A 26,779-nucleotide genomic window follows, 5' to 3' on the forward strand; every position below is an offset into this window, starting at 1 on the left:
GGGCCTTGATCTTCCCAGGTCACAGGCTCAGTCAGGGTACGACACCGTCGACACGTCCTTCCCGCAGGTGCGGAGGCTGCACCATCTGCGCCGACCGCTCTCGTCGGGAAACACCCAGCCGCAGCCCTCCCCCGGACATACCCGGATCATGAATCTGGCCGGAGCGGCCAGCAGTTCGGCCGCGCTGCGGGCCACAGCGAGAAGGGGCAGACGCAGTCCGGCGGACGGCGACAGTCGCCACCGGCCCAGTCTGTCCTGTCCGAAGACGAACGCGGAGGTTCTTGCCGCGGCCTCCGCCACACCGGCTACCGCTTTGAAGGCCCGCACATCATCGATGTCGGTCAGAACGGTGTAGAGCTGCGTACGGAACTCCCGGGCCTCCCGCAGGACTGCCGCGGCATCATTCGGTTGCTGCAGTGCCTGCTTGAGCAGCCCCGACACGACATGGGCCTCCGCGAGATCCATATGGCCTGCCCATACGGCCAGTGTGGAGTACGAACGCAGCCACTCGGATCCGGGCAGGGGAGGCCCGCCCCAGCCGGCGTAGGTGTTGCAGAACTCGAGCGCGGGGTGACCGCTCGTGGACCAGGGCAGCCATTCCTCCCCCACACGCACCGCGTACACGGGCCCGGGCGGCCGGTCCAGCCGGGGATCACCCCGCAGCATGCGCTCGTTCAGGGTCCGCAGTCGGTCGCCCGGCTCGACGCCGAGACGGCTCACGAGCGCCTGCCGGGTGAGCCGGTAGAGGTCGAGGGCCTCGGCCTGCCGGCCGCTTCTGCGCAGCCCGGTCATCTGCGCGGCGACGAGCCTCTCCCTTTCGGGGTGCCGGGGGGCGAGCGGTGAGAGTTCGGCGACCACCTTGTCGTGCTCGCCGAGTTCCAGGTGGGCTTCCGCTCTCTGTTCCAGTGCGGACATCCTCAGTTCGCCGAGGTGGCTGCCGAGCCGCGTGCGCAGCGCGTCGTCGGCCACGTCGGCGAGCAGCGGCCCGCGCCAGAGGGCAAGTGCCTCGTCGTAGTGGCGCACACGCTGGACGGCGTCCGTGGTCGCCCGTGCGCGGCCGCACAGGGCGATGAAGTCTTCGGCATCGATGGTGTGACCACCCGGGTCGAGGACATAACCGCCGTGCCGGGTGTCGATGTGCAGCCCGTGCGGCCGCAGTCGGGCGCGGATGCGGCCTATGTAGGTGTGGATGGTGCGGCGGGCGGACGCGGAGGCATCACCGTCCCACAGCAGGTCGGCGAGGCGGTCGGTGGCGACGACCCGCCCTGCCTCGAGGAGCAGGACCGAAAGGAGGCAGCGCTCCTGACGGCGGTCGGCGACAAGGATCCGCGCACCTTCGTGTCGGGCCTCGAACGGACCCAGCAGTTGGAACTCCATGGCCTTGGTGAGCGTATCCGGCCCGACCGCGCGGCAGACAGGCGTGGTCAGCGAGTGGTGAGAAGCCGGGGTCACTCTTTGGCCGGGACACCAGCCGAACCTCACTCACGGGAAGTCATCATGCGACGAACAGCTCTGGCCATCGGATCAATCCTGGCAACCACGCTCCTGGGCGCGACGCCGGCCCACGCCACCGGCGCCGAACACTCCGGCCTGCAACACGATCTCGGCTGGGAGCCCGCGCCTTCCGCGCCCTGGGATGTCGCCGCGGGCCACCGATGCGACTTCGCCATCCATGGCGAACCTGTCGTGGACGAGGTGGTGCAGCGTGTTCTGGCCCGGTACCCGGACGGGTCGCCGAAGAGTGTGGCGTACAGGGGGGACCTCGTCGTCCGGGTCACCAACAAGGTCTCGGACGTCTTCTACGACGCGGACGCTAGCGGCTCCGCGATCGTCGAGTACCGCGCCGACGGTTCGCAGTTCTGGTCGGTGCTGGGGCCGGTCCTGGTCGGCGTGGGTGAGGGCAACCTCGACCGGGGCATGTACGTCGTCGACGGCGTGTACACCCTCGCCATCAGCGCGTCCGGCCACAAGACCGTGACCATGGCTCATGGCTCGACGACGGACATCTGCGAGCGGATCTCCTGAACCGCACGGCTTGACGGGCCACTTCCCGGCGTCGCCGCGCCCGTGGAGCGCAGGAGTTCCACGGAAGCCGTCAGAACGGCATGCGCCAGCGGGCGCGGCGACCGGCCGAACCACTGCGTCCTACGGCCTTGGAGCTGCTGCGGAAGGGCTTGCTGAAGGCGCGGCCCAGGGCGCCGGGCGCCTTGCTGCCCGCGCGGGAGCCCAGCCCCAGCGTGCGCTGGGTTCCGCGCTCGGGGTGGCGGGAGAGCTTCGGGACGAAGAAGGCGAGGACGGCCAGGACAACACAGACGGCGACTATTCCGACGATGATCATCAAATCTCCTTCTGTAGTGGTGCAAGCCTCGCCTGCCCGCCGGGGGCGCCCTCAATCCGGCTGACCGCTCCGAGACTGCGACACCGGCCGCGTCCCCTCACCGAGTCGCGTTGCGCCTCATCCGTCATGGCATTCCTTCCCAGCTCGAGCGGCCACCGCCGCGCTCACCCGCACTCGTACTCACCGATGCCGGCCGCCTCCTCCGGTCGTCACGCGGTCGAACTCGTTCGGTCAGCGCCGAACAAGACCGGTGCGGCGCACGTACTGGAGCTACGAGCAAGCCGGAACGGACCGATGCCCGATGAAGGATGGACGAGATGACCGCAACGACAAGAAGCGGCCGGACCTGGCGGGGGCGCGGGAGCATTGCTCTGGTCGCCTGTGGTGCGCTGGCCGCCGGAGGACTCACAGCTGCCGGCGTGGGCATGCTGGAGCCGGAGACGGCGACAGCCTCGAGCCACCGGGAAGCGCCCCTGATCTCCGGGCAGCCCCAGTTCGACAACACCGACGTGTACGCGTTCGTCAGCCCCGACCATCCCGACTCGACGACGCTGGTGGCGAACTGGCTGCCGTTCCAGGAGCCGGCCGGTGGCCCCAACTTCTACACGTTCGCCGGCGACGCCCGCTATGACATCCACATCGACAGCGACGGTGACGCCCAGGACGACCTCCTGTACCGGTTCACCTTCAAGGACCACCGGAAGAACGAGAACACTTTCCTCTACAACACGGGCCCGGTGGAGAGCCTGACCGATCCGGACCTCAACTTCACTCAGACGTACGACCTGGAGCTGCTGCGGTTGCAGCACGGGAAGCCTGTCTCGCGCCACCCGCTGGCGAAGGGCCTGCCGGTCGCGCCGTCGAACGTCGGCAAGGCGTCGATGCCCGACTACCAGGCGCTGCGCGACCAGGCGGTTCAGAAGATCGCCGGCGGGCTCAAGGCCTTCGCCGGTCAGGCCGATGATCCGTTCTTCCTCGACCTGCGGGTCTTCGACCTCCTGTACGGCGGTGATCTGTCGGAGGTCGGCAACGACACTCTCCAGGGCTACAACGTCAACACGATCGCCCTCCAGGTGCCGAACTCGTACATCCGGGAGTCCGCCGAGCAGCCGGTGGTCGGCATCTACGCGACGACGGAGCGGAAGAACGCATACGGCGACTGGACGCGGGTGTCGCGGCTCGGCATGCCGCTGGTCAACGAGGTCGTCAATCCGGTCAAGGACAAGGACAGGTTCAACGCGTCGTCGCCCGAGAACGACGGCGACTTCCTGAAGAACGTCACCGAACCCGAGCTGCCGAAACTCATCGAGGGAATCTACAAGATCAAGGCTCCGGCGGAGCCGCGCGACGATCTCGTCTCGGTGTTCCTGACCGGGGTGAAGGACCTCAACCAGCCTCCGGCGGTCAAGGCTTCGGAGATGCTGCGCCTCAACACGTCCATCAAGCCGGTCGCGGAGCCGAAACGGCTGGGGGTGCTGGACGGCGACAACGCGGGCTTCCCCAACGGGCGGCGTCTGACGGACGACGTGCTGGACATCGCGCTCCAGGTCGTCGAGGGCGAACTCGTCGGTTCGAAGAACGACCTGGGCGACGCCGTCGACGCGAACGACAAGAAGTTCGGCACCGCCTTTCCGTACGTCGCCCTGCCCACCGCCGGTTCCGACGTCAGGGCGTCGGAGGCTGCCACGAAGGCGAACACCACAGGACTGACGGGCGGGATGTCCTCGATCACCGCGTCGTGGGACGACGACACGGTGATGCTCGCCTCCGCGGGAACGGGAGCCGCGACGGTGCTGCTGGTCGGCTTCGGCACGGCGTGGCTGCGTTCCCGCCGTCGAACCGGTCAGCGGTCCTGGCTCGGCTGACGCCCAGCCGTCGGGCTGTCGGGTGCCACGGCGGACCGGAGCCTCTCGTGACCAGGGCCCGCCGGCCGGCGTTACGCACTCCCCCACGACGCTGCCGAACCACCACCGACCGAGAACGAGGAGGGCAGGATCGATGCCCGTACGCACGCCGCGGTTCGCGCGAAGGTTTCAGCGACGGCACGGGCCGGGGCGTTGGCGCGTCTCCGCAGTCGTGGCGGTGGCTCTCGGGCTCACGTTCACCTCGGTGGCGTCCGGGGCCGGCGGTGATGCGGTGCGGCCCGAGCGCGCCGGGAGCGCGGTCGCGGCGGATGTGCCCGTCGAGCAGTTGGCCGTCGGGGAGCTGGCGCAGGGCATCACCACCTTGCAGCGGCACCTCAGGACGCAGCCCCGGGACGCCACCGGGTGGGCGACCCTGGGCGCCGCATACGTCGAACAGGCTCGGACCAGCGGTGATCCGACACGGTATCCGCAGGCCGAGGCGGCGTTCGAGCGTTCACTGAAGCTGCGTGCCGCGGACGGGAACGACGCGGCACTCGCCGGTCAGGCGGCGCTGGCCGCCGCGCGCCACGACTTCGAAGCGGCGCTGATGCTGGTGGACCGGGCGCTGAGGGTGAACCCGTACAGCGAGCGGGCGCTGTGCAGCCGGGTCGATGCCCTGGTCGAACTCGGCCGCTACGACGAGGCGCTGGAGGCGGTGGAGCTCGCCGACCGGCGGCGTCCCGGCATACCCGTGTTCACGCGGTACGCGTACGTCCTGGAGTTGCGCGGCGACGTGAAGGGGGCACGTCGGGTGCTGCTGCGGGCGCTGGCCTCGGCATTCAGTACGGCCGACGTGGCCTATGCGGCCACGTCACTCGGCAACCTTTCCTGGTCCCAGGGTGAGTTCCGTCAGGCGCTGAAGCATTTCGCGACCGCTCTGCGCGGCGAACCGGAGCACCTGCCGGCGCTGGAAGGACGCGGTCGCGCCCATGCCGCGCTGGGCGATCGAAAGCGTGCGGTGAGCGATCTCGAGGGGGTCGTACGGCGTTACCCGCTGCCTGGGCAGCTCGCCGCCCTCGCCGAACTGTACGAGGCGGGCGGACAGCGTCGGCAGGCCGAGGAGCAGTACGCGCTCATCCGCATCTGGACCCGTCTGGCCCGCGCCAATGGCGTCGCCACCGATCTGGAGTCCTCCCTCCTCGAGGCCGACCACGGCAACGCCGCCGAGGCGTTGAAGTCGGCGCGCGCCGAATGGACCCGCCGCGAGAGCGTGCACACGGCGGACGCTCTCGCCTGGGCGCTGCACGCGAACGGCAGGAACCAGGAGGCACTGACGTACGCGAAGAAGGCGACCTCCGGGTCGCCCGGCTATCGGAACGCCTCTTTCCTCTTTCACCGGGGCATGATCGAGCGCGCTCTCGACGACGACGGAGCTGCCCGGCGCCATCTGCGGGCCGCGCTCGATCTGAATCCGGGCTTCTCACCCACGGGAGCCCACGACGCCGCATCCGCCCTGTCGGCGCTGACCCGGCCCCGGGGTGACTCATGATCCGCCGTACCGCCGCCTGCGCTCTCGCCACGCTGGCGACGGGCACTGTCCTGGCTCTGCTCCCGGCGCGGGCGGCGCAAGCACACCCCTTGGGCAACTTCACGGTGAACCAGTACGACGGTCTCGTCGTCGTTCCGGGGCAGCTCAGCGTGGACCACGTGGAGGACCTGGCTGAGATCCCCGCCTCGCAGGAACGGATCCGTATCGACACCGACCGGGACGACCGGCTCGCGCCGGACGAACTGTCGGCATGGGCCCGGGCGCGGTGCGACGCTGCCGCCGAGGGTGCTCGGTTCACGGTCGGGGGCAGGGACGCGGGCGGCACCGGGGTCTCCGTCTCGGTGAGGAGCGCGAAGGCGCAGGTGCGTGCGGGGCAGGCGGGGCTGCAGACACTGCGCGTGACCTGCGGGATGGCGGCGCCGCTGCAGGATGGCGCGCGGTTGCGACTCTCGTACCGCCCGGCGGACGTAGCCACCGGCGTCGGGTGGCGGGAGATCACCGCACGGGGCGACCGGATGACGATCTCGGGGGCGGGCGTGCCCGACACCTCCCGGTCCCGGCGGCTGACCGCGTATCCCGACGACCTGCTCTCCTCACCGCCCGACTCGCGTTCGGCCACGTTCACGGTCCGCCCCGGCGGGTCGGCGCTGCGGGCGGGGACCGAGGACGAGGCGAACGCCTCCCCGGCGTTGGGCGTGCTGCCGCGCGGGACGGACCGTTGGACGCAGGCGCTGACCGGGCTGGTCGCCCGGCACGAGCTGACCGTGGGCTTCGCCGCGCTGGCGCTCGTGGTTTCGCTGCTGCTGGGCGCCATGCACGCGTTGGCCCCGGGGCACGGCAAGACCATGATGGCCGCCGCCGCAGCAGCGGGCGGCCGTGGTTCCTTGCGCGACATGCTGGCTCTCGGGGCTTCGGTGACTCTCACCCATACGCTGGGCGTCTTCGCGCTGGGTGCCCTGATCACCGCCGGCTCGGCGGCGGCGCCGACCGTGGTGTCCTGGCTGGGTATCGCGAGCGGCGCCCTGGTCGCGGTCGCAGGGGTGCTTCTGTTGCGCAGGGGGTGGCGTCTGCGCCACCGCACTCACGGCCCCGGTCATCACGGAAGCCGCGCATCCGGGCATGAGCACGCCCCTGCACACGAGCGCGGTGAGGACACCGGAACTCCGCACGGTGAGGAGCGGGTTCCCGCTCTCGCGACGGTGCGCCGAGCCGAGCACTCCGGCGAAACCGCAGACCGCTCCCCCACACCGGCGGGTACCGGCCAGACGCACGGCGACGATCATCACCATGGGCATGACCACAGCCATCCCCACAGTCATTCCCACAGCCACGTGCCGCCCGCCCCCGGGCTCCGCGGCGTGATACTCCTCGGCCTGGCCGGCGGGTTGGTGCCGAGTCCCTCCGCCGTCGTCGTACTCATCGGCGCGGCCGCTCTCGGTCAGGCGTGGTTCGGCTTCCTGCTGGTCCTGTCGTACGGAGGCGGGCTGGCGCTGACGCTCGCGGGAGCCGGGTTCCTGGTGGTGCGGCTACGGGAGACCACGGCCCGGAGGCTGGTCCAGCGGCCGCGAAGCCGGGTACTCGCGCGTGCCCACCGGCTGGCGCCGCTCGCCACGGCCTCCGTCGTCCTGATCCTCGGGTGCGGACTGGTGTTCAGGGGACTGGCAACCGCTCTGAGCTGAGAAGGTACGGACAGGCCAGGCATGAACCCGCACCAGGAGCTGGGCGATCGACCGGCCGGGCCCGGAAGGACGGCGCCGCCGGTAGGAGGCTCAGTTCCAGCTCCGGGCGTACCGGCGTCGGTAACTGTTCCGCCGCTGGGCCGATCGGATCAAGCCGGTTGCCGCGAGCCCGAGAAGGCTCACGGCGATGACCAGCAGACCAGGCGTGAGGGTCCGGAAGCTGACGGTACCGCCGAACATCGGAAGCCCCGACGATCCTGGGGCAACAGCCCCCGGGGCGACGGCTCCTGCGGCGGACGGGGGTGGGACCTGGCCGGTACCGCTTCCTTCGGCGGTCAGTCTCACTCCGAGGGCCGCCATCGCGGTGGTTGCCGGCTGGAAGTACGTGGTACCGCCGATGGTGCAGTCGCCATTGCCCCCGGACGTCAGGCCGAGGGCCAGCCCGTCGGCGAACAGCGGCCCCCCGCTGTCGCCCGGTTCGGCGCAGAGCGTCGTCTCGATCAGGCCGGTCACCGTGCCCTCGGGGTAGTTCACCGTCGCGTTCAGCGCGGTCACCCGGCCGGCGCGCACCCCGGTGGTGCTGCCGCTGCGGAAGGCCCGTTGGCCGACGACAGGGTCGGCGACCGCCACGATCCTCACCGTCTGGTCACCACCGACACCGACGACGCTCCTCGCACCGGAAGCTTCACCGTTCCCGTACGCGACGAGCGAGAAGTCGCTGCCGGGAAAGCTGGCAGCCGTGGTGGTGCCGAGTTGCCGGGTGCCCGTCGCGTCCTGGAACCAGGCGGTTCCGCGTGGACCGCAGTGACCGGCTGTCAGGACGAAGTCCTGCCGGCCGTCGGTCACGTTGAATCCAGCGGAGCAGCGTCCGTTGCGGGCGAAGATCGGGTCGGCGCCGTTGAGTCGGGTGGTGAGGGTTCCTCCGGTCCGCCGCATGTGCACGAAGCTGCCGATCTCCTCGGCGAGGCCCGACATCCGTGACCAGTCAGTGGCGGACACGGTGCTGTCGGCATGAACGACGATCCGGTTGGACGAGTAGTCCATCGCCCATGCCGTGCCGGACACCCGGGGGGCTTCGCCCAGCGCGTCGGTGGCCGACCGGAGGCTGACCATGCTGTGACGGACGAGTTCGGCGCGTGCCCCCGCTCGCCGGACCTCCGCCGCGGCCTCCGCGTCGGTCACCGCGACGACAGGGCGGCCGTCGGAGCCGATCCAACTGCCCGCCGTGCGCGAGGTGCCGAGCTGCGAGACCAGACCCGCGCCGAGCTCGGCAGGCGGAACGGTGCCGCCTGTGCCGTCCGGCGGGCCAGAGGATTCGCCCGCCACGGCGCTGGTCACCATCAGCCCGCCGCAGAGCAGTCCGCCGACGGCCGCCAGCCGTGCGATCCGTTGCAGGCTGCGTCGTGCGTGCCTCATCCGTTGCCCCCTCGAAGCCGTGCGGACACGACGTCATCGACGCCGGGAGCGTGGGATTCAGTGCCCTCTCCTCCATACGTGGCGCCTCGCTGTCCTGTTCACCCGGCCGTGGCTGTCACTCGGCCGGACAGCACCGAACCAGCACGGGAGGGAGGACCGCCCTCGGGAGATGTCCGGAAAAGCGCAACTACGAGGCTCTGTCCGCACCCCGCCGCGGGGCGGGTTTCAGCCGATTGCCCCTCGGCTCGGCACCGCGGCGCGTCCGGAGCGGGAACTCCCGAACGACCGACGCACACCCCCGACCCGCCGCCGGTTCCAGCCCGCCCCGCCCGCCTTGTCGTGAGAGACGCGGGGGCCACTCGCCCATCGCGCCGAACCGCCGCCCGTGAGTGCGGTCATCGCGTTCTTCCTGGGCCGATGCACGCTCGGCATCCACCTCGGAGCCAACACTTTGGTCCAGACCATTGACCCACGGATCGATCTCTCTCTAGCATCTGCGGCATCACGACAGCCCATCAGGGCAGGTGTCCTCCCCTCCCAGCGCATCACCCTTCGCATGCGGAAAACACGTATGCGGTTCAAGCCAGTTCGGGCCGACCCCACAGCCCGGCCCCCCAGGAGCGTCATGCCCGTACCCGATCAGCAGCCTCATTCCGCGCCGGCGAGCGAACCCGGACCGGCGAGGGGTCACGCCGCGGCCGTGCTCTCCGTCGGGCAGGAGCGTCTGTGGTTCCTGGACCAGTTCGAACCGGGGGACGCGGCCTACAACATTCCGCTGGTGCTCCGGTTCACGGGACCGCTCTCGCCGTCGGCCCTGGGCGCGGCCCTGGACGCGGCGACCGGTCGGCACGAGGCGCTGCGCAGCCGGTTCCCCGCCGTCGACGGACGTCCGTACGTCGTCGTCGATCCGCCGTCTCCCGTACCGCTCGACACCCGCGATCTGCGGGGCCGTCCCGATACGGACATCGCCTCGTGCATCGGCGAGTTCACCAATCGCCCGTTCGATCTGGCCGAGGGGCCGTTGCTGCGGGCCGCGCTGCTCCGTACCGGGGAGAGCGCATACACGTTCTGCCTCGTGGTCCACCACATCGTCGCCGACGGCTGGTCCCTCGGCCTCCTGCGTTCCGAACTCGCCGCGCACTACTCCGCCCACCGCGTGGGTGGTACGGCGGAGCTGGCGGAGCCGCCGTCCTATCTGGCTCACGCGGCCGCGGAGCGCGCGTGGCTGGACGGGCCCGAGGCCACCTCGGCCCTCGACCACTGGCGTGAGCTGCTCAGTGGCGCCACACCGTTGGCGCTTCCCCTCGAGCACCCCCGCCCCGAGGTCCCGGGCAGCGGCGGCGCCTACCACACCCGGGTGCTGGGCGGTCTGGGCGCTGTGGTGGAGTCCTTCGCCCGTTCACGGCGCCTCACCCCGTTCATGGTGATCGCCGCCGCCTATCAGGCTCTCCTCCACCGCTGCACCGGCCAGGACGACTTCTGTGTGGGGGTGCCCACCGCGGCACGGACCACGGTCGACAGCGAGCGGACCGTAGGCTACTTCTCCTCCACCCTGGTCCTGCGCGCGGACTTCGCCGGCGATCCGTCCTTCGACGCCGTCCTGCGGCGGATCCGCGGCGACTGGCTCCGCGCCCTGACGCACGGCCGCGTACCTTTCGAACGGCTCACCGAGGAGCTGCGGCAGGACCGTGACACCGGCCGCACGCCTGTCTTCCAGACGCTCCTCACCGTGCACACGCAGAGCGGCGGCGCTCTCGGCGAGCACCCCTTCGCCGACCTCGTGTGCGCCGAGGGCGACGGCGGCCACACCGCCGCCAAGTTCGAACTCGGCCTGGACGTCCGCCCGGACGGCGACGATCTGCACGCCGTCTTCGGCTACCGGACCGATCTCCTCGACGCGACGCAGACCGCCCTGATCGCCGCCCGCTTCGAGGTCCTGCTGCGCGCCGCCCTGGAGGCGCCGGACACGCCCGTACGGCTGCTGCCCGTGCTCGACGGGCACGAACTGGCGGTACAGCGGAACGAGACCGCGGGGCCCGCTCTTCCGGCACACCCCCCGACGGTCCTCGCCGCGATCGACCGGGCGGCGCTCGTCCCCGGCGCAGCGGCGGTCATCGGTCCCGACGAAAGCCTCACGCGCGGTGAACTCGCCGACTCCTCCCGCGCCCTGGCTGCCCGGCTCCTGGCAGCCGGCGTCCGCCGGGGGGACCTCGTCGCGCTCTGTCTGCCCCGGGGTCCGCAGGCGGTGGTGGCGATGCTCGCCGCCTGGCGCATCGGCGCCGGGTATCTCCCGCTGGACCCGCAATACCCCGCCGCACGGCTCGACTTCATGCTCCGTGACAGCGGGGCCGCCCTCCTGCTGACGCCTGACGGCAAGCCGGTCGCGGGTCTCACCGTCGACCTCCCGGTCCTGTCCGTCACCCCGCCGACCGGCTCCGAGGACGCCCCCGGGACTCTCCCCGGACCCGACAGCGAGGCGGGCCCGGACGACCCCGCGTACGTCATCTACACCTCGGGCTCCACCGGCACGCCCAAGGGCGTTCTCGTACCGCACCGCGCACTCGCGGCACGTGTCGCGTGGATGCGCGAGGGTTACGGCCTCGGCGAGGCGGACCGCGTCCTGCACAGCGCCTCGCTCTCCTTCGACACCAGCGCCGAGGAGATCTTCCCGGCACTGGCGTCGGGTGCGGTCCTCGTCACGGCCCGGCCCGGGGCCGCCCTCTCCGACCAGCTGGCCGAACCGTACGCGGCCGGTGTCACCGTCCTGGACCTTCCGACGCCCTACTGGCACCACCTCGTCGCCGACCTGGACGAAACCCCGTGGCCCCACTCGCTGCGCCTGCTGATCCTGGGCGCCGACCAGGCGCGCGCGGAGGCGGTCGCCGTCTGGCGGGGCCGTTTCGGCGACACCGTACGGCTGGTGAACTCCTACGGCCCGACGGAGACCACGGTCATCGCCACCACGGCGGACCTCGGCACGGCCGACGAGCTGCGACGGCCACCCATCGGCCGGCCCATCGGCGGGACGACCGTCGCCGTGCTGGACCGGCACGGCACGCCCGTGCCGCCCGGCACGCCCGGTGAGCTGGTGATCGGCGGGGCCGGTGTCGGCGACGGGTATCTGGGGCGCCCCGGCGCCACCGCCCGTTCCTTCGTGCCCGACCCGGACGGGCCTCCCGGGGCCCGCCGCTACCGCACGGGTGACCGGGTCCGCCGTCGCGCCGACGGGCAACTGGAGTTCCTCGGCCGCCTGGACGGCCAGGTGAAGGTGCGCGGATTCCGGATCGAGCCCGGCGAGGTCGAGTCCGCGCTCGGCGCCCTGCCCGGTGTCGCCGAGGCCGTGGTGTCCGCCCGCCAGGACCGGCTGGTCGCCCACGTCGTAGCGGCGCCGGGAGCGCCCGCGCCGGATCCGGCGCGGCTGCGCGCGGAGCTGTCCACGGTGCTGCCGCCGCATCTCGTCCCCGACGCCTGGGTCGTGCTCGACCGACTGCCCCTCACCCCGAACGGCAAGGTGGACCGGGCGGCCCTGCCGGATCCGGGGGCCGTCTCGCCCGTACGCGCCGTGCATGTACCGCCCCGGACCGAGGCGGAGGAACTCGTGGCCGACGTCTGGCGGGAGGTGCTCGGCACCGGACCCGTCGGCGCCGACGACGACTTCTTCGACCTGGGCGGCCACTCGCTCCTGGCCACCCGGGTCGTCGCCCGTATCCGCGCCGCCGTCGACCTCGCCGTCCCTCTGCGCACCCTGTTCACCCACCGCACGGTCGCGGCCTTCGCCGAGGCCGTGGAAGCGGCCCTGACCGCCGAGATCGACGCCCTGTCGGACACGGCGGCCGAAGAGCTCCTCGCCGCGCAGGACGCACTGGAAGGAAGCCGGCCCGTCTCATGAGCGCCGACACAACCAATCCGGCAGAACCCGCCGCGACCCGTCTCTCGGCCGCCAAGAAGGAGCTGCTGCGCCGCCGGCTGGCCTCGCGGACCGTTGCCCGCGCGACCGTGCCCCGCCGGGATCCCGGCACGCCCGTCCCGCTGTCGTTCGCCCAGGAACGGCTCTGGTTCATGGAGCAGTTCGCTCCGGGAACCGCCGCGTACAACATCCCGGTGGTCCGCAGGCTCCGCGGCCCGCTGGACATCGGCGCTCTGCGCGCCGCCCTGGACGCGAGCGTGGCCCGCCACGAGACGCTGCGCTCGCGGTACCCGGCCACCGACGACGGGCGCCCCCGGCTGGTCATCGATCCGCCCGGGCCGGCCGCTCTCACCCACGCCGAAGCCGCCTGCCTGTCCGAGGCCGAACGCCTCGTCGACGAGGCGTCGGCCGTGCCCTTCGACCTGGAGGAGGGGCCGCTGCTGCGAGCGCTCCTCATCCGGCTCGCCGACGACGACCACGTGCTGCTCCTGGTGGTCCATCACAGCGTCAGTGACGGCTGGTCCAGCGAGGTCCTGCTGGGTGAAGTGCTGCGCGGTCATGCCGCACACGTCTCGGGGGATCCGGATCCGCTTCCCGAACTCGTCGTCCAGTACGGTGACTTCGCCCTGTGGCAGCGCGAGCAGCTCAGCGGCGAGCGGCTCGCTGCCGAGGTCGCCCACTGGACCCGCGAGCTCGCCGGGATCGAGCCGCTGGAACTCGCCTTCTCGCGCCCCCGCCCGCCCCGTCAGACGTTCGAGGGCGCCGGGCACGCGTTCTCCGTCGACCGCGCTCTCCTGGAACGGCTCACGCTGCTCGGGCGCCGGCACGACGCGACCGTCCACATGGTGCTCCTGGCCGCCTTCCAGATTCTCCTGGCCCGCTACAGCGGTCAGAGCGACTTCGCCGTAGGCTCCCCCGTCGCCGGACGCCCCGAACCGGAACTCGAGCCTCTGGTCGGCATGTTCGTGAACGTCATCGCCCTTCCGGCCCGCCTGCAGGGCGACCCCCCGTTCTCCGAGTTCCTGCGCCGCACCCGCGAGACCTGCCTCGACGCCTACGCCCACCAGGACCTGCCGTTCGCACAGCTGGTCAGCGAGCTCAAGGTCCCCCGGGACGTGTCGCGGCCACCCGTCTTCCAGGCCGTCCTGGCCGTACAGAACTACGCCACCCAGCGCGACGCCGGATCGGACGGTCCCGTGACGGCCGAACCGTTCGGGGTGCGGGCCAGCGGTACCCGTTTCGATCTCGAACTCTTCCTCCAGGAGTGGCCCGACGGGCTGCACGGGTCCTTCAACTTCAACACCGACCTCTTCGAGGTTGCCGACATCTCACGCCTCGCCGACCACCTCGGCAGGCTCCTCCAAGCCGTCGCAGCGGCCCCGGAGTCCCCGCTGTCCGCCCTCGCCGGACGCACCCCCGACGAACACGACTTCGAGACGCGCCGGTTCAACGACACCGCGCTGGACCGTGCGCCCACCACCCTCACCGCCCTCGTCGCCGAGCAGATCGCCCGGACTCCCGACGCGGTCGCCGTGGCCGTGGAAGGCAGGGCGGCCCTCACCTACCGGCAGCTCGACGCACAGGCCGACCGGATCGCCGCCCGCCTGGCCGCCGAGGGGGTCGGCCCGGGCAGTCTCGTGGCCATCTGCTCCGAACGCTCACCCGAACTCGTCGCCGGTCTGCTGGGCATCCTGCGCACCGGTGCGGGATACACCCCGCTGGAACCCGGCTACCCCGCCGAACGCCTCGCCTTCCTCCTCGCCGACAGCGACGCGCCCGTCCTTCTCACCCAGCGCGGACTGCCCACCCCGCACGGCTGCACCGCGCAGGTCATGCTGCTGGACGACCCCGCGGAGCCGCCCAGATCGCGCCGCGGACCGGCGGGACCCGGCCCCGACGACACCGCGTACCTCATCTACACCTCCGGATCCACCGGCCGCCCGAAGGGCGTCCCGAACACCCACCGGGCGATCGCCAACCGCATCCAGTGGATGCAGGACGCCTACCGCCTGGGGCCGGACGACGCCGTCCTGCAGAAGACCCCCGTCGGCTTCGACGTATCGGTCTGGGAGTTCTTCTGGCCCCTGGCCACCGGCGCGCGCATCGTCCTCGCCAAGCCCGGCGGCCAGAAGGACAGCGGCTATCTGCGCGACCTCATCGCCTCCGCCGGCGTCACCGTCGCCCACTTCGTCCCCGCCATGCTGACGGTCTTCCTCGCCGAGGAGGACATCGAGCGGTGTACGGCGCTGCGCCGCGTGATCAGCAGCGGGGAGGCCCTGCCGCCCGACGCCGCCCGCGAGCTGACCGGCCGGCTGCCGCACTGCTCCGTCGCCAATCTGTACGGGCCCACGGAGGCCGCCGTCGACGTCTCCTCGTGGGAGTGCGCGGGCCCTCTGGAGACGGTGCCGATCGGGCTCCCGATCGACAACACCAGGCTGTACGTACTGGACGCCGCTCTGCGTCCCGTACCGCCCGGCGCCCCCGGCGAACTGCACATCGGCGGCACCGCGGTCGCCCTCGGCTACCACCGCCGGCCGGGCCTGACCGCAGCCCGGTTCGTGCCCGACCCGTACGGCCCGCCGGGCTCCCGTCTCTACCGCACCGGCGACCTGGCCCGCCGCCGACCGGACGGCGCCCTCCAGCACCTCGGCCGCATCGACCAGCAGATCAAGCTGCGCGGGCTGCGGATCGAGCCGGGCGAGACCGAGGCCGCGCTGCGCGCCCAGCCCGGTGTCGCGGACGCCGCCGTCGTCCTGCGCGAGGACCGGCCCGGCGACAAGCGTCTCGTCGGGTACGTCGTGGCCGCCACCGGCCCAGACCAGCCCGACCCCGCACGGCTCCGCACCGCGCTCAAGAGGCTGCTGCCCGACCATCAGGTCCCCGCCGTGGTGGCCGTCGTCCCCTCCCTGCCGCTCACCCCCAACGGGAAGCTCGACCGCCGTGCCCTGCCCGCTCCCCAGATGCGGCGCGCGACCGGCGCCACCCGGCCGGCCACCCCGACCGAGCTCCTGCTCGCCGAGATCTGGAGCGAGGTGCTCGGCCTGACGGAAGTCGGCACGGACGAGGACTTCTTCGACCTCGGTGGCCATTCGCTCCTCGCCACGCAGGTCGTCGCCAGGGCACGCGGCCGGCTCGCCGAGGCGGGCGCGCAGCCCGTCAGCGTCATGGACCTCTTCACCCACCGTACGATCCGCGACCTGGCCGCCGTCGCCGCAAGGGACGAGCACGACGACACCCCGCGGCCACTGCTGCACCGGCTCACCCCGCCGGTGTCCGCGGCCCGCCGTACCCGCACCTTCGTCTGCGTCCCCTACGGCGGCGGCAGCCCCGTCGTCTACCAGCCCGTCGCCGACGCGCTGCCCCCCGACGTCGAACTGTGGGCCGTCGCCGTGCCGGGCCACGACGTCGGCGTCACCGAGGAGTCCGTGCCGTTCGACGAACTCGCCGAACGCATCGCGGGCGAGGTGCGGGAACGGACGGAGGGACCCGTCGTCGTCTATGGCCACTGCGCCGTCGGTACGGCGCTGGCGATCGCCGTGTCCCGGCTGCTGGAGGCGACCGGCCATCCCCTGGAGGCCGTCTACGCCGGGGCCCAGTTCCCGTTCGCCCGGCCGCGCAGCCGTGTTCTCAACGCACTCAGCCGCGTCGCCTCCCTCGAACCCCTGCTCGGCGACCGGGTGTACGCGAACTGGCTCATCGGGCTCGGCGTGAACACCTCCGACCTCGACAAGGAGCAGGCCGCCTTCATCATCGGCAACATGCGCCGTGACACGCAGGCCGCCGAGGACTACTTCACCCGCGCCATCGCCGACGTCGCCTCCGGCGCCCCGCGGCTGCGCGCCCCGCTCGTCTGCCTGATCGGCGACCAGGACCCGGCCGCCGACTTCTACCAGGAGCGCTACCGCGAGTGGCTGCTGCTCGCCGAACGCTCCGCCGTCGCCGTCCTCGACCAGGGCGGTCACTTCTTCCTCAAGTACCGGGCCGTCGAGGTCGCCGACGCCGTCACCACCGTGCACCTCGCGGTCCGCGACGGGCTGACCGACGAGCTCCCCGCCCGCGATCCGCTCCACTCGTGGTGGTTCCACGGGGACACCGGCCCCATCGCCGCGGACGACGGCACACAGGCTGACGAACAGCCCTCTGCTCCACCCCACGAGGGAACGGAGTCCGCCGCCGGGCCCGAACCCAGCATGCGCCGGTTCCTCCTGGTCGCGGTCGGGCAGCTCTTCTCGATCACCGGCTCGGCACTGACCGAGTTCGCCCTCCCGATCTGGATCCTCCTGAACACCGGCTCCCTCACCCGGTACGCGCTGTACGCGGTCGTGGCCATGGTTCCGGGCATCCTCGTCGGCCCTCTCGCGGGAGCCCTCGTCGACCGGATGAACCGGCGCACGGTGCTCCTCGCCGGCGACATCGCCGCCTGCACCACCCAGGCCGGTCTCCTCGCTCTGCTCCTCACCGGAAACCTTCATTCCTGGGAGGTGTACGTCCTGCTCGGCGTACTCTCCGTCGCCCTGACGTTCCAACGGCTCGCCTACGCGTCCGCGGTCCCCCAGCTCGTGCCCAAGCAGTACCTCGGCCACGCGAACGGGATCGTTCAACTCGCTTTCGGAACAGCGCAGTTCGTGGTGCCACTGGTGGCTGTGGCGCTCATGGCGGCGATCGGTCTCGGCGGCATCCTCGTCATCGACGTGATCAGTTACGTGCTGGCCATCGGCGTCCTGCTCGCGGTGAAGTTCCCCCGGACGCTGCCGTGGACGCGTCGCGAGTCCCTCGTGTCCGAGATCCGGCACGGCTTCACCCATTCATGGCGCAACCGGGGTTTCCGGGCCATGCTCCTGTGGTTCGCGGGCCTCAACATCTTCCTCTCGCCCCTCTTCCTGCTCATCACCCCGCTGGTCCTCGCCTTCGACGACCTCCAGGGCGCGGCGCGGGTCGCCGTCGCGGGCGGCGCAGGAGCGATCCTGGGAGGGATCGTCATGGGCTTCTGGGGCGGCCCGCGCCGGCACCGGCTGCGGGGCATGCTCGGCCTCGCGGCGCTCCTGGCCCTGGCCGGAGCCGTCACCGGGCTGCACGCCAGCCTCTGGGTGATCGCCGCCGGGGCGTTCGGCATGTCCTTCGCCCTGTCCCTCGTCAACGGCGTCTACTCCACGATCGTCCAGGTCAAGGTGCCGCAGCGCTTCCACGGCCGCGTCTTCGCCCTGAACACGCTGGTCGCCTGGTCCACCCTGCCGTTGGGCCACGGCGTCATCGCGCCGCTGGGCTCCTCGCTGCTGGGACCGCTGATGGAGCGCGGAGGGGCGCTCGCCCCCGTCTTCGGTCCCCTGATAGGCACCGGCCCCGGGCGCGGCATCGCCCTGATGTACGTCCTGTTCGGGTGCGCCATGCTCGGCATGGTCGCGCTCGGCCTGCGCCTTCCCGTGCTGGCCCGCTTCGACCGGGACGTCCCCGAGGCCGAGCCCGACGACCTGGTCGGCCTGCGCGAGCGTGCCCGCATCGCCGCCGCCCGCCGTGTGAAGGAGAGCCGGACGTGACGGACACAGTCGCCACCCTGCCCGCCCTGCTCGCCCACCGTGCCGCCGCGCACGGCGACCGCACGGCCCTCGTCACCGGCCGCGAACGGCTCGACTTCGCATCCTGGCAAGCCCGTTCGGGTGCGTACGCCTCCGCACTGCGCTCCGCCGGACTGCGGCCCGGGGACCGTGTCGTGCTGCACCACGGCACGGGCCGGTGGACGGAGTTCGCCGTCGCGTTCCTCGCGGTGCTGCGCGCCGGCGGCGTGGCGGTCCCGCTGTCCGACCGGTCCGCGCCCGCCGCCACGGAGTACGTTCTCGCCGATGCGGGTGCCCGTTTCGTACTGCACGGCGGGCAGGATCTCCCGGCCGGAATCCCGCCCGGAACAACCGTGTTGACCGAATCCGACTCCGCCGGCCACCCCACCGCGCCGGACCTGCCCGACCCCGCACCCGACGGCCTTGCCCAGATCCTCTACACCTCCGGCACCACCGGAACCCCCAAGGCCGTCGGTGCCCGCCACGCCAACCTGGCTCATGGCTGCACGCTGGACGAGCGCCGCCGGCCGCTGCGCCACTCCTCCGCCTTCCTGCACGCCTTCCCTGTCGGCACGAACGCCGGACAGACCATGCTGGTCAACGCGCTCAACGCGCACGCCACGTGTGTCACCGCTCCGCAGTTCACCCCGGCCCGCTTCCTCCGGCTGCTGTCCGAACACGACGTCGGGAGCGTCTTCCTCGTCCCCGCCATGGCGATCGAACTGCTGGCGTCACCGGCCCTCGCGGACGCCACCGCCGCGGGCACGCTCGACGGTGTGCGCCTGGTCGGATCCACGGCCGCCGCTCTTCCCCAGCCGGTCGCGCTCGGGCTCGGCCGGGCCTTCCCGAAGGCCCAGATCGTCAACTACTACACCTCCACCGAAGCCGCGCCCGCGCAGATCACCCTGCTGTTCGATCCGGCCCGTCCCACCTCCCCCGGCCGGCCCGCCTCCCTGGCCGATCTGCGCGTGACCACCCCCGAAGGCCTCCCGGTCCCGGCGGGCGACCCGGGCGAGCTGTGGCTGCGATCTCCCGCGGCTCCACGGGCGTACATGGGCGAGAGGGACGGTGAGGTCTTCCAGGGACGCTGGGTACGCATGGGCGACCTCGGCCGCATCGACGAGGACGGCTTCCTGCACCTGCTCGACCGGGAGCGGGACGTCGTCAAGTCGGGCGCCCACAAGGTCTCCACCCTCCAGATCGAGAACGCCCTGCACTCCCATCCGCAGGTGCGCGACGCCGCCGCCGTCGGGGTTCCGCACCCTGTGCTCGGCAGCGTCGTCGCCGCCGTGGTCGTGTCCGACGCCGGTCTGACGGCGGCCGCCCTGCGGACGTTCCTGCTCGATCACCTGGCCGTCCACGAACTCCCCGCCACCGTGCTGTTCCGCGACGCGCTGCCCCGTAACGAGGCCGGCAAGGTCCTCAAACGCGACCTGCGCCGGCTCCTCGCCCAAGACCACTCCGAGGCCACCCTGTGAACGCGATCCTCAGTCCCGCCCAGCACGGCGTCTGGCTCACCGAGCGCACCCTGGACACCGCCGCCGCCTACCACCTCACCGTGACCGTGGACCTCCACGGCCCCGTCGACGCCGACGGCATGGTCCGGGCCTGCTCCGCCGTCGCGGCCCGACACCCGGCCCTCACCACGGTGTTCGGTGCCGACGGTGCTCCACGAGCCGGCACGGAACAGTCACGTCCGCGCGTGGTCGACTGCTCCCCCGGTCAACTGGACCCCCTCCTCGCCCAGGAGCGGTCCGTTCCCTTCGACCTCGCCCGCGGGCCGCTGTACCGCTTCGTCCTCTTCCGGCTGTCCCCGGTGCGGCACGTCCTGGTTCTGACCGTCCATCACCTCGTCTTCGACGGCGAGTCCAAGGACCGGCTGGTCAGCGACCTGGCCAACGCCTACCGCAGAGGTCCGCTCGCTCCGGTCGCCCCGCGGCCGGCGGTGGAGCCCTCCTCCGACGCCCTCGCGGGCGCGGAGGCGTACTGGGCCGCTCGTTGGCGCGAGCCGGCCGCGCCCGTGCTGCCCGGCCTCGCACCCTCGCGCATCCCCGGCACCGCTCCCGCGCCGGGCGCCGAGATCTCGCTGAACCTGGGACCCGGGCGGACCGGCCTCGTGGACACCACGGCGCGCCGGCTCGGGCTGACCCGCTTCGAACTCCTCACCGCGTCCTGGCACGCGCTGCTCGCCCGTTACGGCGACCCCGCCCCGGTCACGGCTGTCGAACTGTCGCTGCGCCCGCGCGGCGAGGCGGTCGGCGTGGGGCTGGCCGTCAACGAGCTGCCTCTCTTCAGCACCGCGGCCCCAGAAGCGCCGTTCGCAGCCTGGTCCCAGACCGTCCGCGCCGAACTGCGCGCCCTGTACCGGCACCGGGCCGTTCCACTGGGCCGCTCCGTGCGCGGTCTGACCCCGCGCACCGCGCTCACCCCCCTCTCCCTCAGTTACCGGCGGCGCCCCGCCGGGGAGCCGCCCGCCTTCGGCGACGGGGTGCGCGCCAAGGTCCACTGGACCGGCTTCTGCGGCACCGCGCGCAACCTGCTCCACCTCCAGCTCGTCGACTCCGGATCCGAGATCGACGCGAGCCTGCAGTACCGGGCCGACGCCCTCACCGCAGAATCGGCACGGAGCATCGCCGGACACTGGAGGAATCTCCTCGACGGCGTACTGGCCGACCCCGGCACCCCGGTCGGCGACCTGCCCCTGCTGACGTCCCGGGAACGGTCGGACCAGCTCGCCGCACCGGCCCCCCGGCCCGAACTCGCCCGGTGCACCGTGCCGGAGCTCTTCGCCCGTGCGGTCGCCGCACACCCCGACACGGTCGCCGTCGTCTGCGGTGAGGAAGCCCTGACCTACCGCGAGCTCTCCGGTCTCGTCGCGCACGCGGCCATCGCGCTGCACCGCCGCGGCGCGGGCCCGGGCACGCTCATCGGTATCGGCCTGCCCCGCGGGCGCGACCAGCTGGTCGCCGTCCTCGCCACCATGGCCTGCGGGGCCGCCTATCTGCCCCTCGACCCCGATTACCCGGCCGAGCGGCTGGCCTTCATCCGGTCCGACTCCCGTCTCGCGCTCCGGATCACCGCGCACCCCGACAGCCCCGGCGACCTCGTACCGGCCGATCTCGCACCCGAGGGCACGGACACCCCGGCCCTGCCCCCGGGCCCGACGCCGTCCCAGCCCGCCTACGTGCTCTACACCTCCGGGTCCACCGGGCGCCCCAAGGGGGTGGAGGTGCCCCACTCCGCGCTCGCCAACGTCCTGGGCGCGCTGCGCGACCACCTGGGCTCCGGCCCCGAGGACCGCTGGCTCGGACTCACCTCGCTGTCCTTCGACATCTCCGCCGTCGAACTGCTTCTGCCCCTGATCACCGGAGGACGCGTCGTCCTCGTACCCGAGGGTGGTCACCGCGACGGCCCCGCGCTCCTCGGCCTCGTCCGGGGCGAGGGGATCACCCACGTCCAGGCCACTCCCAGCGGATGGCGGCTGCTCCTCGACGCCGGCCTCACCGGCGCGGCGGCCGGGCTCACGGCGCTCACGGGCGGGGAGGCGCTGCCCCCGTCCCTCGCCACGGACCTGGCCGCGGTGAGCAAGCGGCTCGTGAACGTGTACGGCCCGACCGAGACGACCATCTGGTCCTCCCTCGCGGAACCCGCCGTGGCCGACGACGGACACGTCCTCATCGGCGAACCGCTCGCCAACACCCGCGCCTACGTCCTCGACGAGCGGCTGCGCCCCGTCCCGTACGGACTTGCGGGTGAGCTCTTCCTCGGCGGCGCGGGGCTGGCCCACGGCTACCGGCACCGCCCGGGCCTGACGGCCGCGCGTTTTCTCCCGGACCCGTACGGCCCGCCGGGATCGCGCATCTACCGCACCGGCGACGTCGTCCGGCGCCTTCCCGTCGGCGGTCTCGTCCACCTCGGCCGCTGTGACACCCAGGTCAAACTGCGCGGCCACCGGATCGAGCTGGGCGAGATCGAGGCGAGGCTGGCCTCGCATCCCTCGGTGGCCCAGGCCGCAGCCGCGGTGCACGGCACGGACGGCGACCGCCGGCTGAGTGCCTATGTCGTTCCCGCCGGCCCGGCACCCACCGCGCAGGAGCTGCACGCCCACCTGTCCGCGACGCTCCCCGCCGCCGCGGTGCCGGGCACGTACACGGTGCTCGACGCCTTCCCGCTGACGCCCAACGGCAAGCTGGACCGGTCCGCGCTCCCGGAGCCGGTCCCGGACCGGAGCGGGCCCGCGGCCGCCGGCGCCACGGACGGCGAACTCGACCCCACCACCGGTGCGGTGCTCGCCATCTGGCGCGAGGTCCTGGCCTTGGACGACCTCGGGCCCGACGAGGACCTCTTCGACCTCGGCGGCCATTCCCTGACCATCACCGCCATCGCCGCCCGCATCCATCAGAACCTCGGCGTGGACGTCCCTCTCGACGTCTTCTTCGACACCCCTACCGTGCACGGCGTCACCGCCGCCGTCACCGCACTGTGCAAGGAGTAGCCCTCATGAGCGATCCGACCCGCTACCTCGTGGCCGTCAACGACGAGGAGCAGCACGCCCTCTGGCAGGAGGGCACGCCGCTGCCCGCAGGCTGGCGGGCCGAGGGCTTCAGCGGCACCGAGGAGGAGTGCGTCGCGCACGTCGACCAGGTGTGGCCGGACATCCGACCGCTCAGCCTGCGCCGCCGTCTGGCCGACGAGGCCGCCCGGCAGGCGGGCGGCGTCCGGTGAACACGTCCGCCCCGACCCGAAACCGCCTTGCCGAGCTCGTCGAACGGGCCACGGACGGCCAGGTGGCCGCCGGCGAGATCGTCGACTCCGCCGAGCCGCTCGCCGCGCTCGGCGTCAGCTCGCTCTCCCTGCTGCGGCTGGCCGACAGCCTGGAGACCGAGTACGGCGTGCTCATCGATCTCGGCGACCGGGCGCTGTACACCGAAGGACTCGCCGGCCTCACCGCCCGTGTGCGGGCTCTGGCCGCGGAGAACACCCCGTGACGGCGGCGGGCCCGGACGCCTTGGTCCCCGGCACGGTGGCGCCGGACTCCGGCGCGGCCGTAGTTGCGGCACCGGATCCCGGCCGGACCCCGGCGGACGCGAGGACGACGGTCTCTTTCACGGGCGGCCGGTCCGGTGACGCCCCGCTCACCTGGGGGCAGCGCGCGATCTGGCACGCGATCGGCCGCACCGCTCCCAACGACCACTACTTCAACATCGGCCGTGTCCTGCCCCTCGCCGACCGGGGTACGCCCGTCGACCTGCCCCGGCTGGCGGGCGCCGTCGCCGCGCTCCTCGTACGCCACGAGGCGCTGCGCACCCGGATCGCGGCCGGTGACGACGGAGAACCCCGCCAACGCCTGTGTGCCGAGGGGCTGGTGGAGGTCCGCGTCCACGACGAGCCCGACCCGGCCGACTGCGGGGCCGCCGCCGAGGATCTGTTGGCGTCCCTGACCTCCCGCCGTTTCGACTACGCGCGCGAGTGGCCCGTACGGTTCGGCGCCGTCCGCCACGAAGGCCGGATCACCCACGTCGTGCTGGCGCTGTGCCATCTGGCCACCGACGGGCACGGCGCCGAGGTCCTCGTCCGCGATCTGCGGCTGCTGGCCCGCCGCGGGTCGGCCGGTCCAGCCTGCGCCGAGACCCCGCTGGACCTGGCACGGCATCAGGCCTCCCCGGCCGGCCGCCGCTCCGGCGGGGCCGCGCTCGCCCACTGGGAGAACGGACTGCGGCAAGCCCCTCCGACGATGTTCCCCACCCCGGTCGCGCCTCCACGCACCCCCCGCTTCTGGACGGGCCGTCTGGTCTCCGCCGCGCTCCCCCGGGCCGTCGAGGCGCTGGCCGCCGCCCATCGGGTCAGCGGCTCGACCGTGCTCCTCACCGCTTCGGCCGCTCTGGTCGCCGCCGATCAGGGGCACTCCGTGGCGGCGGTCATGCCGATCGCGGGCAATCGCGCGGCGCAGGGCCACCGCACCCTGGTCAGCACGCTGTCGCAGGACGCGCTGTTCGTCCTGCGCATGGACGATGTCCCGGGTCCGGACGCCGATTTCACCGATCTGCTGGCGGGTGCCTGGCCGGCCGCGCTCGCCGGCTACCGCGCGGCCGCCTACGATCCCGCCGACTGGGACGCCCTGCTGGAACGGGCGTCCCACGAGCGGGGTGCCGAGGTGCACCCGTACTGCTGCTTCAACGACATGCGGCTGACGGAGCGCCCCGCGTCGCCCCGGCCGGCGCCGGACGCCGAGGAACTCGTCGCGCTCCGCCGCCGGAGCGTGCTCGACTTCCCCGCGACGCAGGACCGCGTCGCCTGCCGGTACTGCCTGCACGTGAGCGGGGACGACAGCGCGCTCACCGTGACCCTCACCGCCGACACGGCCTATCTGCCGCCGGCCGCCGTCCAGGCCCACCTTCGCGCCATCGAGGAGGTCGTCGTGTCCTCGTCGGCCGGCGACCCGCCCCGGTTGGCCGCACTGCCTGGACTCCTCGCGACGGAAGGCTCCGGCCGATGAGCGCGGGTCTCGTCCCGCGGCCCCTGGCCCGTGCGGAGAAGACGTCCTGCGTCCAGGGCGGCAGCATGCGTTTCGGCGTGACCGCCGGCGACGGAGGCCCGCTGACCGGTCACGTCGTCGTCACCGACGTCGTCACCGAGCGCACGATGACGCGCGTACCCGTTCGCGGGACCGGGTGGACCCTCGACGTCCCGCCCGACTGGCCCAGTTCCCTGTATGTGGCCCGTTTCCACGACGACCGCCCCGAGACACCGGCGCCCGATCGCGACGCCGAACACGAAGTGTGGTTCGTGGTCCGCGCGGCCCGGCCCGCGGCGACCTCGTCCGTACTCGTCTCCGTTCCCTTCGCCACCTGGCGCGCGTACCACCGTGCGGGACAGCCGGGCCGCAGCATCTACTACGCGGAGGAGCCGGGCCGTGCCGCACGGGTGTCCCTCACCGAGCCGGGCGGCGGGCCGCCGCCCGAGCGCTGGGAGGAACCCCTGCTGCGCTGGCTCCCGGGTGCCGGGTACCCGGTCGAGTTCTGCTCCGGTTTCGATCTGCACGACGGCGACGAACTCCTGTCCTCCTACCGGCTGCTGGTGATCAACGGGCACGACGAGTACTGGTCGGCCGGCATGCGCGACAGCGTCGAGGCCTTCGTCCGCAAGGGCGGCAATCTGGCGGTCTTCGCGGGAAACACCGCCTGGTGGCAGATGCGCCTGGAGGACGAGGGGCGCACGATGGTCTGTCACCGCGATGCCGCCGCCGACCCCGCAGCCGCTGTGGACCCGCGCCTCGCCACCGTCGAGTGGTCCAGTTCGCCCGTCGACCGGCCCGAGAACTCCATGACCGGGGTCAGCTTCCGCAACGGCGCCGGCGCGTGGGGCGAGGGCATGGCCGTGATAGGACGCGAGTCGTACACGGTCCGGTTCGCCGGCCACTGGGTCTTCGAGGGCACCGGACTCGCCGACGGCGACGCGTTCGCCCGGGGCGCGCTCGGGTACGAGACCGACGCCGCCGAACTCGACTGGTCGGCCGGCGTGCCCCGGGCCACCGGACGGGACGGCACCCCCCGTTCCTTCGCCGTCCTCGCCACCGCGGACCTGCGGCACTGGCGTGCGTACGGGCAGGGCGGCTGGGCCACCATGGGCGTCTTCCGCATGGGCGCCGGCACGGTCTTCAACACCGCCACGATCAACTGGGGCCGGGCACTGTCCGATCCGGTCGTGGACCGGATCACCCGCAACGTCCTCGACCGTCTCGGCGGCACCTCTCCCCGTCCCGCCTGGCACACCGTCGGGCCGGCGCCGCGTCTGCGGGCGCTCGCCGCCTGCGAGGGCCTGCTCTTCGCCGTGGCCGAGGACGGCAGGACCCTGCTCCACCGCGAGCCGTCGGACCAGAACCTGCCGTGGGTCCCCTGTCCGCCCGCGCCGGGACCTGAGCCGGAGATACGGTGTCTGACGGCCCCGCGCGAAGCGTGCCGGCCCGTACCGCTGGCCCTGCTCGCGGTCGGAACGGACGACCGACTGCTGGTACGCGCTCCGGTGCCCGGGCCGGCTCCCTGGACCCCGGCCGGAAAGGTCCCCGCCGGAACGACCGCTCTGGCGATGTGCGACAACACTCTCTTCGCGGTGACCCCGCATGACGACACCCTGCACCATCGGCCTGCCCTGCACCCCGAGGCGCCGTGGACAGCCGTGGGACCGGCGGGCAAGGCAGCCTCCCTGACCGTGCTCAACGCCCGTCTGTACGCCCTCGGTCCGGACGGACTGCTCTCGCGTCCGCCGGTCACCACCGATGCTCCCTTCACCTTGGGCAGCCCCTTCCCTGCTGCCACCGCCCTCGCCTCGTACGCGGGGCGGCTGCTCGCGGCGACCACGGACGATCTCCTCGTCAGCCATCCGCCGGTGTGAACGGGACCGCCGGTGCACGGGGGCACCGGCGGTCGGGCGAGGCCGGTGTGACGGTTCCGGCCGGGCACCGTCACCTGGGAAGTGAGCCGGAATCCGCCTGGGG

At 72.5% G+C, this 26,779-nt stretch carries 15 protein-coding genes; 12 read left to right on the top strand and 3 right to left on the bottom strand.

Features of this window, described 5'->3' with window-relative positions:
• Positions 1–27 precede the first annotated feature (27 nt).
• Complete coding sequence (locus tag OG844_RS03725) at positions 28–1,377, bottom strand: BTAD domain-containing putative transcriptional regulator (RefSeq protein ID WP_406388062.1); 1,350 nt, start codon at positions 1,375–1,377, stop codon at positions 28–30.
• Positions 1,378–1,497: 120 nt separating this feature from the next.
• Between OG844_RS03725 and OG844_RS03730 the strand changes: the two genes are divergently transcribed.
• Positions 1,498–2,025 carry a hypothetical protein gene (locus tag OG844_RS03730; RefSeq protein WP_406388063.1) on the top strand — a complete coding sequence of 176 codons (528 nt, stop codon included), beginning with the start codon at positions 1,498–1,500 and terminating at the stop codon, positions 2,023–2,025.
• A gap of 70 nt (positions 2,026–2,095) precedes the next feature.
• On the opposite strand, the gene OG844_RS03735 is transcribed toward OG844_RS03730, so the two are convergent.
• On the bottom strand, positions 2,096–2,338 hold the full coding sequence (locus OG844_RS03735) for a DUF6411 family protein (RefSeq protein ID WP_406388064.1): 243 nt from the start codon (positions 2,336–2,338) through the stop codon (positions 2,096–2,098).
• Positions 2,339–2,655: 317 nt separating this feature from the next.
• On the opposite strand from OG844_RS03735, the gene OG844_RS03740 reads away from it, so the two are divergent.
• The 3 genes from OG844_RS03740 (at position 2,656) to OG844_RS03750 (ending at position 7,410) form a co-directional block, all read left to right on the top strand.
• Complete coding sequence (locus OG844_RS03740; protein ID WP_406388065.1) at positions 2,656–4,203, top strand: DUF4331 domain-containing protein; 1,548 nt, start codon at positions 2,656–2,658, stop codon at positions 4,201–4,203.
• A 217-nt stretch (positions 4,204–4,420) separates the two neighbouring features.
• On the top strand, positions 4,421–5,731 hold the full coding sequence (locus OG844_RS03745; RefSeq protein ID WP_406388066.1) for a tetratricopeptide repeat protein: 1,311 nt from the start codon (positions 4,421–4,423) through the stop codon (positions 5,729–5,731).
• The gene (locus OG844_RS03750; RefSeq protein WP_406388067.1) at positions 5,728–7,410 is read left to right on the top strand and encodes a nickel transporter; all 1,683 of its coding nucleotides are present in this window, start codon (positions 5,728–5,730) and stop codon (positions 7,408–7,410) included. Before OG844_RS03745 ends, OG844_RS03750 begins: the two co-directional genes overlap by 4 nt.
• Positions 7,411–7,500: 90 nt before the next feature.
• Here OG844_RS03750 and OG844_RS03755 read toward each other — a convergent pair whose 3' ends face one another.
• On the bottom strand, positions 7,501–8,826 hold the full coding sequence (locus OG844_RS03755) for a S1 family peptidase (protein WP_406388068.1): 1,326 nt from the start codon (positions 8,824–8,826) through the stop codon (positions 7,501–7,503).
• A 625-nt stretch (positions 8,827–9,451) separates the two neighbouring features.
• Between OG844_RS03755 and OG844_RS03760 the strand changes: the two genes are divergently transcribed.
• From OG844_RS03760 to OG844_RS03795, 8 genes are all read left to right on the top strand, one after another.
• Positions 9,452–12,715: an amino acid adenylation domain-containing protein gene (locus OG844_RS03760; RefSeq protein ID WP_406388069.1), complete on the top strand. Its 3,264-nt coding sequence runs from the start codon at positions 9,452–9,454 to the stop codon at positions 12,713–12,715.
• Positions 12,712–18,267, top strand: coding sequence for an amino acid adenylation domain-containing protein (locus tag OG844_RS03765; RefSeq protein WP_406388070.1), 5,556 nt, complete (start codon positions 12,712–12,714; stop codon positions 18,265–18,267). The genes OG844_RS03760 and OG844_RS03765 overlap by 4 nt, the downstream gene beginning before the upstream one ends.
• Complete coding sequence (locus tag OG844_RS03770) at positions 18,264–19,763, top strand: class I adenylate-forming enzyme family protein (protein ID WP_406388072.1); 1,500 nt, start codon at positions 18,264–18,266, stop codon at positions 19,761–19,763. The genes OG844_RS03765 and OG844_RS03770 overlap by 4 nt, the downstream gene beginning before the upstream one ends.
• Positions 19,760–22,780, top strand: a complete 3,021-nt coding sequence (locus tag OG844_RS03775) for a non-ribosomal peptide synthetase (protein ID WP_406388073.1) — start codon at positions 19,760–19,762, stop codon at positions 22,778–22,780. Before OG844_RS03770 ends, OG844_RS03775 begins: the two co-directional genes overlap by 4 nt.
• Before the next feature lie 5 nt (positions 22,781–22,785).
• A complete protein-coding gene (locus tag OG844_RS03780; protein WP_351167283.1) occupies positions 22,786–23,010 on the top strand; it encodes an MbtH family NRPS accessory protein in 225 nt (74 codons plus the stop codon).
• Complete coding sequence (locus tag OG844_RS03785; protein WP_406388074.1) at positions 23,007–23,273, top strand: acyl carrier protein; 267 nt, start codon at positions 23,007–23,009, stop codon at positions 23,271–23,273. Before OG844_RS03780 ends, OG844_RS03785 begins: the two co-directional genes overlap by 4 nt.
• Before the next feature lie 35 nt (positions 23,274–23,308).
• Entirely contained in the window at positions 23,309–24,781 is a 1,473-nt protein-coding gene (locus OG844_RS03790) for a condensation domain-containing protein (RefSeq protein ID WP_406395991.1), read from the top strand.
• 65 nt (positions 24,782–24,846) lie between these two features.
• On the top strand, positions 24,847–26,676 hold the full coding sequence (locus OG844_RS03795) for a N,N-dimethylformamidase beta subunit family domain-containing protein (protein WP_406395993.1): 1,830 nt from the start codon (positions 24,847–24,849) through the stop codon (positions 26,674–26,676).
• The last annotated feature ends 103 nt before the right edge of the window (positions 26,677–26,779 follow it).

The sequence above is a fragment of the Streptomyces sp. NBC_00887 genome (assembly GCF_045207585.1).

What these genes read in the sequence shown, in the direction of transcription:
- OG844_RS03725 (WP_406388062.1), bottom strand. Translation starts at nt 1,377, where the DNA reads ATGGAGTTCCAACTGCTGGGTCCGTTCGAGGCCCGACACGAAGGTGCG.
- OG844_RS03730 (WP_406388063.1), top strand. Translation starts at nt 1,498, where the DNA reads ATGCGACGAACAGCTCTGGCCATCGGATCAATCCTGGCAACCACGCTC.
- OG844_RS03735 (WP_406388064.1), bottom strand. Translation starts at nt 2,338, where the DNA reads ATGATCATCGTCGGAATAGTCGCCGTCTGTGTTGTCCTGGCCGTCCTC.
- OG844_RS03740 (WP_406388065.1), top strand. Translation starts at nt 2,656, where the DNA reads ATGACCGCAACGACAAGAAGCGGCCGGACCTGGCGGGGGCGCGGGAGC.
- OG844_RS03750 (WP_406388067.1), top strand. Translation starts at nt 5,728, where the DNA reads ATGATCCGCCGTACCGCCGCCTGCGCTCTCGCCACGCTGGCGACGGGC.
- OG844_RS03755 (WP_406388068.1), bottom strand. Translation starts at nt 8,826, where the DNA reads ATGAGGCACGCACGACGCAGCCTGCAACGGATCGCACGGCTGGCGGCC.
- OG844_RS03760 (WP_406388069.1), top strand. Translation starts at nt 9,452, where the DNA reads ATGCCCGTACCCGATCAGCAGCCTCATTCCGCGCCGGCGAGCGAACCC.
- OG844_RS03765 (WP_406388070.1), top strand. Translation starts at nt 12,712, where the DNA reads ATGAGCGCCGACACAACCAATCCGGCAGAACCCGCCGCGACCCGTCTC.
- OG844_RS03780 (WP_351167283.1), top strand. Translation starts at nt 22,786, where the DNA reads ATGAGCGATCCGACCCGCTACCTCGTGGCCGTCAACGACGAGGAGCAG.
- OG844_RS03795 (WP_406395993.1), top strand. Translation starts at nt 24,847, where the DNA reads ATGCGTTTCGGCGTGACCGCCGGCGACGGAGGCCCGCTGACCGGTCAC.